Here is a 12764-nt window from a genome sequence, read left to right as displayed (position 1 = left end):
TTCTTTCATTTAAAGTAAGGAAAAACAATGCCTATTATTAATATCAAACTTGCTAAACCAGAATTTAGCAAAGCACAAAAAGAAGAGTTAATAGCAGATATTACAGAGCTTTTGCATGCAAAATATAATAAACCAAAGCAAAATATAATCATAATGCTAGAAGATATTGAACCATATAATATTGCTTTTGGTGGTGAAAGTGTAGAAAAATTGAGAATGAAAGGTAAAAAATGAAAGAATTACAAATTGGTGATAAAGCCCCAGTTTTTGAACTTTTAAATCAAGATGGGGTTAAAATTTCTCTAAGTGATTTTTTGGGTAAAAAAATTATTTTGTATTTTTATCCAAAAGATAATACCCCAGGTTGCACTACACAAGCTTGTGAATTTAGTCAAAATTATGAAGATTTTTTAGGACAAAATGCTGTGATTATAGGTATTAGTCCAGATAGTGTGAAATCACATGAAAATTTCATAAAAAAATATGATTTAAAACACACTTTGTTAAGTGATAGTGAAAAAGAAATTTGCAAACTTTATGGTGCTTGGGGTTTAAAGAAAAATTATGGAAAAGAGTATGAAGGACTTATAAGATCTACTTTTGTAATTGATGAGGAAGGAAATATCGCAAAAATTTATAAAAATGTAAAAGCTAAAGATCATGCTTTTAAGGTGTTAAAAGAATTATGTTAGTTCATATTTGTTGTAGTGTGGATAGTCATTATTTTATACAAGAATTAAGCAAAGCCTATCCTGAAGAGAAAATCATTGGGTATTTTTATGACCCAAATATTCATCCATATAGTGAACATGAACTTAGATTTTTAGATGTTAAACGCAGTTGTGATAAATTAGGCATTAAACTTTATAAGGGTGAATATGAGTATGAAAAATGGCTTGAGAGCGTAAAGGGTTATGAGGATGAGCCTGAAAAAGGTGCAAGATGTCAAATTTGTTTTGATTTTAGAATGCACAAAAGCGTTGAATTTGCCCAAAAAATAGGAGAAAAAAAACTTACAACAACTCTTTTAACTTCTCCTAAAAAAGACTTAGAGCAACTGAAATTAGCATTACAAAAAGAATGCGATAAATTTGGCATAGAATTTTTAGCGCCAGATTTTAGAAAAAATGGAGGTACGCAAAGACAATTTTCCCTAGCAAAGCAAGATATGCTTTATCATCAAAATTATTGCGGATGTATTTATGCACTTTCTAAACAAAAAGGTCAAAAAGCCTTTATAGATGAGCTGATGAGTCCTATTAATAAACAAATATTGCCTTCAAGCATAGAAGAAAAAATTAAATTTTACAACCAGGTAAAAAAGTTAGAAAAAAAGGGCGTTAAATTTGAAATTCAAAGAGAGAAATTTTTAAATTACCGCTTGTTAAGAGCTTTGATAAAACAAAATAAACAAGCTATAAAAACTCATGTTTTATTTTACTCACATTTTAAAAATTCTTACACTAAATTTAGTATTTTAGATGAGGGTTTAAAGCATTATAAAAGTGCAAAGGATGAGATTAATTTATGGAGTTTTGATTATTTTAATAGCTTATGTAAAATGCGATTTAAAAATTTTGAAGATTTTTTACAAAATCCTTTGAAAATAGAGCAAGAAATTAAAATAAGACAAAAGCATTTTGGTACTTATGATCTTTCACCGGTGATTATTGTTGAAAATATTATTAAAGGTGCTTATGAATTTATGGCAAAAAGTGAAATTTATTTTGATAGCAAAGAAAAGATTGTGAAGTTATAAAACTTAATTAATTTATTAATATTTTTTTTGTAAAATCTGAATTTTGAATATATTTTAAGGCTAAATTTATGATAGATGTAATGCAAATTCAAAAAATTTTACCACATAGGTATCCATTTTTACTTGTAGATAAAATCGTAGAATTAAAAAACAAAGAAGTTGTTAGAGGTTATAAAAATATTAGTATAAGTGATCATGTCTTTATGGGACATTTTCCAGATCATCCAATTTATCCAGGTGTGTTAATTTTAGAAGGCATGGCACAAACTGGAGGGGTTTTAGCATTTGAAAGTATGGATGATAAAGTAGATCCAAGCACCAAAGTAGTATATTTTACGGGTATTGATAATGCAAAATTTAGAAATCCAGTACGTCCAGGTGATAGACTTGATTATGAAATGAGTGTAGTAAAAAATCGTGGAAATATGTGGATTTTCCAAGGAAAAGCTTTTGTAGATGGACAATTAGTTGCAGAAGCTGAACTTAAAGCTATGATAGTAGATAAATGATGAGCAAAATTCATCCAAGTGCAGTTATAGAAGATGGAGCTATTATAGCAGATGATGTTGTAGTAGAAGCTTATGCTTATGTTGGTAAAAATGCTAACATAGGTGCAAATACTATCATCAAACAAGGTGCAAGAATTTTACCTAATGTAACTATAGGTGAGAATTCAAAAGTGTTTTCTTATGCCATAGTTGGAGATATCCCGCAAGATATATCTTATAAAGATGAGATAAATTCAGGTGTTATTATAGGAAAGAATGCGGTTATTAGAGAATTTGTTACTATTAACTCAGGTACAACTAAAGGCGATGGGTTTACAAGGATAGGTAATAATGCTTTTATCATGGCTTATTCTCATATTGCGCATGATTGTACTTTAGGAGATCACATTATCTTAGCAAATAATGCTACTTTAGCAGGCCATGTAGAACTTGGAGATTATACTGTGGTAGGTGGACTTACTCCAATACATCAATTTGTAAAAGTAGGAGAAGGATGTATGATAGCAGGTGCTAGTGCGCTTTCTCAAGATGTGGTGCCATTTTGCTTGGCTGAGGGAAATCGCGCAAGTATTAGAAGCTTGAATTTAGTAGGTATTAGAAGACGTTTTGATAAAGAAGAAGTGGATATTTTAAGCAAGGCTTTTAAATTTTTATTTAGACAAGGAAATCTAAAAGACAATGCTTTGAGTTTATTGGAAAATACTTCTAATGAAAATGTTAAAAAAATGTGTAATTTTATCTTAGAAACAAAAAGAGGAATTCCTATATATAAGGAAAAAAACCATGGTTAAAAGATGTAGTTTTTGCAATGAAATAGAAACAAGCGAAAGAAGAATTTTAGTAAATGATTATAATAATGCCTTTATATGTGAGTATTGTGCTGAAAGTGCATGCAATATTTTCTTTGGAGAGGAAAAAGAGCTAAAAAATAAAGAAGTTGATAAAGAAAATTTTAAAGATATAACCCCTAAAGAATTAAAAGCATATTTAGATAAATATGTCATCGGACAAGATAGAGCTAAAAAAATCTTTAGCGTGGGGGTGTATAATCACTACAAAAGACTTTTTAGATCTGACTTAGAAGATGATGATACAGAATTAGCAAAATCAAATATTTTATTGGTAGGCCCAACAGGAAGTGGAAAAACTTTGCTAGCACAAACTTTAGCTAGATTTTTAGATGTGCCTATTGCAATTTGTGATGCGACTTCTTTAACTGAAGCAGGTTATGTAGGAGAAGATGTTGAAAATATCCTTACTCGTCTTTTGCAAGCTGCTGATGGAGATGTACAAAGAGCACAAAAAGGGATTATATTTATCGATGAGATAGATAAAATCGCAAGAATGGGTGAAAATCGCTCCATTACAAGAGATGTGAGTGGTGAGGGTGTGCAACAAGCTTTACTTAAAATCATAGAAGGATCTTTAGTAAATATCCCACCAAAAGGCGGTAGAAAACACCCAAATCAAGATTTCATACAAATAGATACGACTAATATTTTATTTGTGTGTGGCGGAGCTTTTGATGGTATTGGTGATATTATTAAAAGAAAACTAGGCGATAATGTCATGGGCTTTTTTACTGATGATAAAAAAGATGAAAAAGAAGCATTACTTCAAAGGCTAGAGCCTGACGATTTGGTGCATTTTGGACTTATCCCTGAGCTTATAGGAAGATTACATGTGCTTGCTTCTTTAGAAGAGCTTGATGAGGAAAGCATGGTGCGTATTTTAACAGAGCCAAAAAATGCCATTATTAAGCAATATCAAAAGCTTTTTGCTATTGATAATGTAGAATTAAAATTTGAAGATGAAGCACTAAGAGAGATTGCCAAGCTTTCATTAGAGCGTAAAACAGGGGCTAGGGGTTTAAGAAGTATTATTGAAGAGATGATGGTAGATTTGATGTTTGATTTGCCAGAGTATAATGGATATAGCATAGTAATTAATAAAGAGGTAATTAAAGAAGGTGCAAAACCTTTATTTATAAAAAATAAAAAAGTTAAAGGCTGAGAATGATTTTAGATCAAATAATTGGATTTTTTTCAAGTGATATGGGGATTGACTTAGGCACTGCAAATACTTTAGTTTTGGTAAAAGATAAAGGTATAGTGATTGATGAACCTTCAGTTGTTGCAGTAGAGCGCGAAAGATATGGTAGGGTTAAAATTTTAGCTGTTGGAAAAGAAGCTAAGGAAATGGTAGGAAAAACTCCAGGTAATATCGAAGCAATTCGCCCTATGAAAGATGGTGTGATTGCTGATTTTGATATGACTGAAAAAATGATCCGTTATTTTATAGAAAAAACTCATAGAAGAAAATCTTTTTTAAGACCTAGAATTATCATTTCAGTACCTTATGGTTTAACTCAAGTTGAAAGAAAAGCAGTTAGAGAAAGTGCTTTGAGTGCAGGCGCTAGAGAGGTATTTTTGATAGAAGAACCTATGGCAGCAGCTATTGGTGCAAATTTACCAATTAGAGAGCCTCAAGGGAGCTTGGTGGTTGATATTGGTGGTGGTACAACTGAAATTGGTGTTACTTCTTTAGGTGGGCTTGTAATATCAAAATCAATTCGTACAGCTGGTGATAAGCTTGATACTAGTATAGTAAATTATGTAAAAGAAAAATATAATCTTGTCATAGGTGAGAGAACTGGTGAGGAAATTAAAATCGCTATTGGTTCAGCAGTTCAGCTTCCGAAAGAGCTTTCTATGGTGGTTAAAGGGCGTGATCAAGTAACAGGCTTGTTAAATAGAATCGAACTAACAAGTGAAGATGTAAGAGAGGCTATGCGTGAACATTTAAAAGAAATTGCTGATGCTTTAAAAATTGTTCTTGAAATGATGCCGCCTGATCTTGCAGCAGATATTGTTGAAAATGGTGTTGTTTTAACAGGAGGTGGAGCTTTAATACGCGGGCTTGATAGGTATTTATCTGAAATTGTAAAACTTCCAGTATATGTAGCTGATGAACCACTTTTAGCAGTTGCAAAGGGTACAGGTAAAGCCTTAGAAGAAATTTCATTATTACATCAGCTAACGAATGAAGAGTAAAATTCTTAGCGTTTTAATATTATCTTTTTTAGTATTTATTTCGTTTTATTATGGTGATGTAATAAAACGAAATATTTTAGATTTAAACATTGCTATTGTTAATCAATTTTCTCAAAGTATTGATGTTTTGAAAAATAAATTTAATGAACATTTTAATCAAGCTCAAGAAATTAGAAATTTAAGAGAAAGAAACGCCGAGCTTGAAAAAAATAATATCTATATGAAAAATTTTGCTAATGAATTAAATAATATTTTAAGTGATAAAAATTCAAGTTTTTATTATCCTAATGTGAGTTTAGTTAAGGCAACTTCTTATGCGCAGATTGGTGATTATCATAAGGTTTGGCTTGATACTGATTATAAGGGAAAAATTAAAGGTTTAATTTATAATGGTTATGCAGCAGGCATAGTTATAGAAAAAAATGGTAGAGCTTTGGGACTTTTGCAAGGTGATGAGGAATGTATTTTTTCTGTATACATAGGTAAAGAACAAGCTCCAGGTATAGCTCATGGAAGAAATGACTATATTTTGGTTAAATATATCCCTAAATGGCTTGAACTTAAAATAGGTGATAAAGTCTATACAAGTGGTTTGGATGAAATTTTCTTTTCAGGAATTCCAGTAGGAGAAATTTTTAAAATAGAAGAAGAAGGTGCCTATCAAAATGCTTATGTTAAACCTTATGTGAAAATGAAAATACCAAGTTATTTTTATGTAGTAGAAAATTTATAGCAAAAAAATATTTATTTTAATTAATATAAATTATTATTTGTAATTATATATTATAATAGTCTAAGTTTAAAATTAGGAGTTTTAATGAAAAAATATATTAGCAGCTGTTTGGCTATTTGTTGTTTAAGTAGTGCTATTTATGCCAACGATGTGGAATATGACGCACAAAAAATAGCGGATATTTTTTATCAACTCAATGCGGATCCTAAAAATCCCAAAGCAAAAGTTAATCATGCAAAAGGTTTTTGTGCTATGGGAACTTTTGAACCAGCTCAATCTATCAATAAAGAAATTGATGTGCCTTTATTAACACACAAAAGTTTACCGATTCAAGTAAGGTATTCTTTGGGTGGAGCTTTTAAAGATGATAAAAGCAAAACAAGAGGCATGGCTATTAGAATTACTGATCCTCAAGATTCTGCTTCTTGGACTATGGTTATGTTAAATACAGAGATAAATTTTGCAAAAAATCCTAAAGAATTTGGTCAGTTTTTTGAAATGAGACTTCCTGTAAATGGTAAAGTTGATCAAGAAAAAATAAGTAAAATGATGCAAGAGGTTGATTCTTATAGAAATTTTGCTGCATATACTGATAAAATTGGTATTAGTAAAAGTGTAGCAAATACTCCATTTTTTAGTATTCATACTTTTTATTTTAAACAAGCAGATGGAGAAAATTATTTGCCAGCAAGATGGAAATTAGTTCCAAGTGAAGGTGTGGCGTATTTAAATGAGGCGCAAATGAAAAGCGCAAGTAGTGATTTTTTAAAAGAAGATTTCAAAGATCGCGTAAAGACTAATAAGCCAGTAGAATATAAAATGTATTTAGTATATGCAAATAAAAATGATATTACTAATGAAACAACAGCTTTATGGAGTGGTAAGCATAAAGAAAGCTTAGTTGGAACTTTTAAAGTTAATGCTTTGAGTGATGAAGATTGTAATTTTGATGTATATTTTCCTTCAGATGTACCTCAAGGAGTAAATCCGCCACAAGATCCTTTGTTTGATGTAAGAAATGAAGCTTATGCTATAACTTTTGGCAAGCGTCAATAAAATTTAGCTCTTAATGGGCTAAATTCTTTTTAAATTCAACTTCTAAAAAACTTATATTTGTTATAATTTGGATAAAAATTTAGCTTAGGAAAATATATGCCAAAAAGAACAGATATAAAAAATATATTACTAATAGGCAGTGGGCCTATTGTTATAGGTCAAGCTTGTGAATTTGATTACTCAGGAACTCAAGCAGCAAAAACTTTAAAAGAGCTAGGTTATAGAGTAATTTTGATCAATTCTAATCCAGCTACGATTATGACAGATCCCGAATTTGCTGATGCAACTTATATAGAACCAATCACCAAAGAAAGTATTCTAAGTATAATAAAAAAAGAAAAAATTGATGCGATTTTGCCTACTATGGGTGGTCAAGTAGCACTTAATGTTGCTATGGAGGTTTATGAAAGTGGTGAGCTAGGAGATGTAAAATTTTTAGGTGCAAATCCTGAGGCAATAAAAAAAGGCGAAGATAGACAAGCTTTTAAAGAATGTATGAAAAAAATAGGCATGGATTTACCAAAATCTATGTATGCATATAATTATGAAGAAGCTTTAAAAGCTGTTGATGAGATTGGTTTTCCTTTGATGATTAGGGCTTCTTTTACTTTAGGTGGTGCAGGAAGTGGTGTGGTGTATAATATGGATGAGTTTGTAGAGCTTGCAAATACTGCTTTAGCATTAAGTCCTATTCATGAAATTTTAATTGAAGAAAGCTTACTTGGTTGGAAAGAATACGAAATGGAGGTCATTAGAGATAAAAATGATAATTGTATTATCGTTTGCTCTATTGAAAATATTGATCCTATGGGGGTTCATACGGGTGATTCTATCACTATAGCTCCTGCTTTGACGCTTACTGATAAAGAATATCAAGCAATGCGTAATGCCTCTTTTGCAATTTTAAGAGAAATTGGAGTAGATACAGGTGGATCAAATGTGCAATTTGCTATCAATCCAACTAATGGTAGAATGATAGTTATTGAAATGAATCCTAGGGTTTCAAGATCTTCAGCTCTAGCTAGTAAAGCAACTGGCTATCCTATAGCTAAGGTAGCTACACTTTTAGCAGTTGGATTTAGTTTAGATGAGATTAAAAATGATATCACAGGAACTCCTGCTTCATTTGAGCCAGTAATTGATTATATCGTAACCAAAATACCTCGCTTTACTTTTGAAAAATTTCCAAATGCAAGCACTGAACTAGGTACTGCTATGAAAAGTGTGGGCGAAGTTATGGCTATAGGGAGAACTTTTAAAGAAAGCATTCAAAAAGCACTTTGCTCACTTGAGAGAAATTTAAGTGGCTTTGATGCTATAGAATGTGATAAAAATGAGCTTTTGGCAAAAATTCGCCAAGCTAATGAAAAACGCTTGCTTTATATAGCACAAGCTTTTAGAGAAGGTTTTAGCACACAAGAGCTTTTTGAGCTTTGTAAAATAGATCCTTGGTTTTTAAATCAAATCAAAGAAATAGTGGAATTTGAAAATCAAATAGATATGGATATTTTAAGCAATAAACAACTATTAAGAAAAGCCAAAACCTTAGGTTTTTCAGATAAAAAAATCGCTAGCTTGATTAATCAAAAAGATAATCTTGAATTAAGCCAAAATGATATTTATTATGCAAGAATTAAACATAAAATTATCGCTCAATATAGCGAAGTAGATACTTGTGCAGGCGAATTTGAAGCATTAACTCCGTATTTATACTCAAGTATCAATGCAAATGAAGCTACACAAGTAAAAGAAAGCAAAGATAAAAAAGATAAAAAAGTGATGATTATAGGTGGTGGACCAAACCGCATAGGACAAGGTATTGAGTTTGATTATGCTTGTGTGCATGCTTCTTTTGCTCTAAAAGATATGGGTGTAAAAACTATAATGTATAATTGTAACCCAGAAACGGTTTCAACAGATTACGATACAAGTGATATTTTATACTTTGAGCCAATTGATTTTGAGCATTTAAGAGCGATTATTGATAGAGAAAGACCAGATGGGGTGATAGTGCATTTTGGTGGTCAAACTCCACTTAAATTTGCAAAACGCCTTAGTGCTTTTGGAGCAAAGATTATAGGAACAAGCGCAAGAGTGATAGATTTAGCCGAAGATAGAAAGAAATTTGCTAAATTTATTGAAGATCTAGGCATAAATCAACCTAAAAATGGTACAGCTATAAGTGTAGAAGAGGCAATCATAAAAGCAAATGAGATAGGTTATCCTGTGCTTGTTAGACCAAGCTATGTTTTGGGTGGCCGTGCAATGCGTGTAGTGCATGATGAGAGCGAGCTTAGACTTTATATGCAAGAAGCAGTAGATGTGAGTGATAAATCTCCTGTATTAATCGATCAATTCTTAGACAATGCAACTGAGCTTGATGTAGATGCGATAAGTGATGGAAAAGAGGTATATGTAGCAGGTATTATGGAGCATATTGAAGAAGCAGGAATTCACTCAGGTGATAGTGCTTGTTCTTTACCTGCTATAAATATTGATGAAGCTATGCTTGAAATGATTGAGCAAAAAACAAAAGATATTGCTTTAAATTTAGGTGTAGTAGGGCTTTTAAATATACAATTTGCTATCCATGATAATAAGCTTTATATGATAGAGGTAAATCCAAGAGCTAGTAGAACTGTGCCTTTTGTGAGTAAAGCCACGGGAATTCCTTTAGCTAAGGTTGCAACGCGCGTGATGTGGCAAGGAAATTTAAGAGAAAGCTTGAAATTTTATGACACCTTCAAAGTGGTAGAGGAAAAAAATGGAATTTTAAGAGCTAAAAAACCAAAACACATTAGTGTAAAATCAGTGGTATTTCCTTTTGCTAAACTTAGTGGAAGTGACCTTGAACTTGGGCCTGAAATGCGCTCAACCGGCGAAGTTATGGGTGTAAGCAAAGACTTTGAAAATTCTTATGCAAAAAGCCAACTTGCTTCCTCAAATTTCTTACCAGAAAGTGGTAATGTGTTTTTATCACTAAGAGAGCAAGATAAAAAATACGCAGTAGATTTAGCTAATGAATATATTAAGTTAGGATTTAAAATCATTGCTACAAGTGGTACTTATAAAATTTTACAAGAAGCGGGTTTGGAGTGTGAGTTTGTGCATAAAATTTCTGAAGGGCGTCCAAATGTAGAGGATAAGTTAAAAAATTCTCAAATTCAACTTGCTATTAATACAAGCGATGAGCATAGCTTTAAAGGTGATACTAAAAAAATCAGAGCAAATATTTTACGCTTTAAAACCCCATATTTTACCAATTTAAGAGCAGCGTATGCAGGTGCTAAAGCGATTAAAGCTATACAAAATAAATCATGCCTTGAAGTAAAGAGCTTGCAAGAATACCTAAAAGCATGATTTATCTTGCTCAAACTGATACAACAGCAGGGTTTTTAAGCAAGGACTTGAAAGCCCTTAATAATTTAAAAAAAAGACCTTTAAAACAAGATTGTTTGATTACCACAGCTAAATTTAGTGAGCTTAAAAAACTTACAAGAGTACCAAGTCATTTTAAAAACACTATTAGAAAATCCAAAAAAACTACTTTTTTATATCCTAATTCTAAAGCAATACGCGTTGTAAAAGGTTGCGCTCATGAGGAATTTTTGAAAGAGTTTGATTGGCTTTATTCTACTTCTGCAAATATTCATGGAAAAAAATTTGATCTACAATGGGCTATGCAAAATGCAGATAAAATGGTAGATGAAAAGTTTTTTGAAAGTGGAGCCTCAAAGATTTTTAAACTTCGAGGCGTTAAAAAAGTTAAGTTACGTTAATTATTTTTCAAGTGGCCAAAATATTTTTGGTTCTTCACCGATTTTTGCTTGTCCATGATACATTCCGAGTTTATCTTTAGTCCAAGCATAGCCAACTTTTCCATTTTTATCTATTGAGATGATTCCACCTGTGCCACCAAGTTTAGCTACTTGTTTGATAGTTTCTTCAGCTGCTTTTTGCACCGAAAGTTTTTTATATTTATATAAAGATGCAACTTCGTGAGCTGTGGCTACTCTTATGTAAATATCACCTGTTCCTGTGCAAGAAACTGCTACTGAATCATTATTTGCATAATTTCCCGCTCCTATGATAGGAGAATCTCCAATACGTCCTGTCATTTTATTTGTAGTACCACCTGTACTTGTACCTGCTGCTAGGTTACCATTTTTATCTAAAGCTATTGCACCTACTGTACCTAAATATGGTTCAGTACTTACACCAAGGTGAGCTTTTGCTTTATCACTATCTAGTAATACTTCTTTGCTTTTTTTAGCTTCTTGAAGTTGTTTATATCTGTGCTCTGTAAAGAAATATTTTTGACCCACTATTTCTAAACCATGTTTTTTAGCTAATTTATCCGCACCTTCACCTGCTATTAAAGTATGAGGTGTTTTTTCCATCACAAGTCTTGCTGCTTCTATAGGGTTTTTGATCGTTCTAGCCATAGCGATTGCACCAGCTTTTAAGTTTTTTCCATCCATTATTGATGCATCTAGTTCATTAAATCCATCAGAAGTAAATACAGCACCTTTTCCAGCATTAAATTCAGGACTATCTTCCATTACTTTAATTGCAGCTATTACTGCATCAACAGAACTTCCACCTTTTTCAAGTATGCTTTGGCCTGCTTTTAAAGATTCTTTCATTACCTTTTCTCTTTTAGCAAATTCTGCTTTGGTAAGTCCTAAGCCACTTGTGCCACCGTGTATAACGATAATAGGTTCAAAATCTTTTGCAAAAGTATTGTTGTTTGTTAAAAGTACTAAGCTAGCTAATACTAACAAAGTTTTTTTGCCACTTGCTAAAAAACTCATTCTTATCTCCTTTTTATTAACCATTCATTTTATAATAATAAAAATTAAATATAAATTAATATTATAAAAATATTTATAATAATGATATTTTTTATTATTATATGTTTAGTTTTTGATTAAAGTTTTATTTTTGTAATTTTAGCTATAATTTGCGCTTTTGAAAAAAGGTAGATTATGATAGAAAGAACAAAAATAAGCTCTAATTTTGGTTGGTTTATGGTAATTTTAGGTGGTTTGGTTGAGTGTTTTTGGGTGAGTGGCTTAAAATACTCTACTGAAATTTGGCATTATGCTTTAACAGCCATTGGAGTTTGCATATCTTTTACATGTTTTTTAAAAGCTTGTGAAAGGCTTGAAGTAAGTATTGCTTATAGTGTTTTTGTAGGTATTGGCACGGTTGGAGTGGTGCTTAATGAGATGTTTATTTTCAATGAGCCAAGCTCTGCTACCAAACTTGCTTTAATAGCCATTTTACTTTTAAGTATTATAGGCCTTAAAATCATTAGCAAGGAAGCTAAATAATGGAATGGTTCTTTTTATTTTTAGCGACTGCTTTTGAAATTTTTGGTGTGATTATCATGAAACAACTTGTAAGCACTAAAAATAAGCTTTATCTTCTAGCTTTGATAGTGTGTTTTGGTTTTTCATTTGGATTTTTAAGCCTTAGTATGCAAAGCATTGCTATGAGTGTGGCTTATTCTATATGGACAGGAGCTGGAACTGCAGGTGGGGTTATCATAGGAGTACTTTTTTATAAAGAAAGCAAAAGCTTTTTAAAGCTTTTTTTAATTGCACTTATTATCGCTTGCACCGTGGGTTTAAAAATACTTTCATAGGTTA

Annotated in this window: 14 protein-coding genes; 13 read left to right on the top strand and 1 reads right to left on the bottom strand. The window is 31.5% G+C overall.

Annotated features, from left to right (window positions below):
- Positions 1 to 27: 27 nt before the first annotated feature.
- The 11 genes from CLCT_RS06800 (at position 28) to CLCT_RS06750 (ending at position 10889) form a co-directional block, all read left to right on the top strand.
- Positions 28 to 234, top strand: coding sequence for a tautomerase family protein (locus CLCT_RS06800; protein WP_039668863.1), 207 nt, complete (start codon positions 28 to 30; stop codon positions 232 to 234).
- Positions 231 to 692 carry a thioredoxin-dependent thiol peroxidase gene (gene bcp / locus CLCT_RS06795; RefSeq protein WP_039668862.1) on the top strand — a complete coding sequence of 154 codons (462 nt, stop codon included), beginning with the start codon at positions 231 to 233 and terminating at the stop codon, positions 690 to 692. The genes CLCT_RS06800 and bcp overlap by 4 nt, the downstream gene beginning before the upstream one ends.
- Positions 686 to 1759: an epoxyqueuosine reductase QueH gene (locus tag CLCT_RS06790; RefSeq protein WP_149062678.1), complete on the top strand. Its 1074-nt coding sequence runs from the start codon at positions 686 to 688 to the stop codon at positions 1757 to 1759. The genes bcp and CLCT_RS06790 overlap by 7 nt, the downstream gene beginning before the upstream one ends.
- Positions 1760 to 1827: 68 nt before the next feature.
- A complete protein-coding gene (fabZ, locus tag CLCT_RS06785) occupies positions 1828 to 2268 on the top strand; it encodes a 3-hydroxyacyl-ACP dehydratase FabZ (protein ID WP_039619275.1) in 441 nt (146 codons plus the stop codon).
- Positions 2268 to 3059 (top strand): acyl-ACP--UDP-N-acetylglucosamine O-acyltransferase, encoded by a 792-nt coding sequence (lpxA, locus tag CLCT_RS06780; protein WP_039669086.1) that lies wholly within the window; start codon positions 2268 to 2270, stop codon positions 3057 to 3059. The genes fabZ and lpxA overlap by 1 nt, the downstream gene beginning before the upstream one ends.
- Entirely contained in the window at positions 3052 to 4281 is a 1230-nt protein-coding gene (gene clpX / locus CLCT_RS06775) for an ATP-dependent Clp protease ATP-binding subunit ClpX (RefSeq protein ID WP_039668860.1), read from the top strand. The genes lpxA and clpX overlap by 8 nt, the downstream gene beginning before the upstream one ends.
- A 2-nt stretch (positions 4282 to 4283) precedes the next feature.
- Positions 4284 to 5321 (top strand): rod shape-determining protein, encoded by a 1038-nt coding sequence (locus tag CLCT_RS06770; RefSeq protein WP_039668859.1) that lies wholly within the window; start codon positions 4284 to 4286, stop codon positions 5319 to 5321.
- A complete protein-coding gene (mreC, locus tag CLCT_RS06765; protein WP_149062677.1) occupies positions 5311 to 6054 on the top strand; it encodes a rod shape-determining protein MreC in 744 nt (247 codons plus the stop codon). Before CLCT_RS06770 ends, mreC begins: the two co-directional genes overlap by 11 nt.
- Before the next feature lie 84 nt (positions 6055 to 6138).
- Positions 6139 to 7110 (top strand): catalase, encoded by a 972-nt coding sequence (locus CLCT_RS06760; protein ID WP_149062676.1) that lies wholly within the window; start codon positions 6139 to 6141, stop codon positions 7108 to 7110.
- 96 nt (positions 7111 to 7206) lie between these two features.
- A complete protein-coding gene (carB, locus tag CLCT_RS06755; RefSeq protein ID WP_149062675.1) occupies positions 7207 to 10470 on the top strand; it encodes a carbamoyl-phosphate synthase large subunit in 3264 nt (1087 codons plus the stop codon).
- Complete coding sequence (locus tag CLCT_RS06750; protein WP_039668855.1) at positions 10467 to 10889, top strand: Sua5 YciO YrdC YwlC family protein; 423 nt, start codon at positions 10467 to 10469, stop codon at positions 10887 to 10889. Before carB ends, CLCT_RS06750 begins: the two co-directional genes overlap by 4 nt.
- Here the strand turns inward: CLCT_RS06750 and CLCT_RS06745 are convergent, their stop codons facing one another.
- A complete protein-coding gene (locus CLCT_RS06745; protein WP_149062674.1) occupies positions 10890 to 11924 on the bottom strand; it encodes an isoaspartyl peptidase/L-asparaginase family protein in 1035 nt (344 codons plus the stop codon).
- Positions 11925 to 12098: 174 nt separating this feature from the next.
- Between CLCT_RS06745 and CLCT_RS06740 the strand changes: the two genes are divergently transcribed.
- Both CLCT_RS06740 and CLCT_RS06735 read left to right on the top strand, forming a co-directional pair.
- Positions 12099 to 12446 carry a DMT family transporter gene (locus CLCT_RS06740; protein WP_039668853.1) on the top strand — a complete coding sequence of 116 codons (348 nt, stop codon included), beginning with the start codon at positions 12099 to 12101 and terminating at the stop codon, positions 12444 to 12446.
- Complete coding sequence (locus CLCT_RS06735) at positions 12446 to 12760, top strand: DMT family transporter (RefSeq protein ID WP_039619256.1); 315 nt, start codon at positions 12446 to 12448, stop codon at positions 12758 to 12760. Before CLCT_RS06740 ends, CLCT_RS06735 begins: the two co-directional genes overlap by 1 nt.
- The last annotated feature ends 4 nt before the right edge of the window (positions 12761 to 12764 follow it).

The organism is Campylobacter lari subsp. concheus, from assembly GCF_008245025.1.
GTDB classification, from domain to species: Bacteria; Campylobacterota; Campylobacteria; order Campylobacterales; family Campylobacteraceae; genus Campylobacter_D; species Campylobacter_D concheus.
This window is presented reverse-complemented; position numbering and strand designations above follow the sequence as displayed.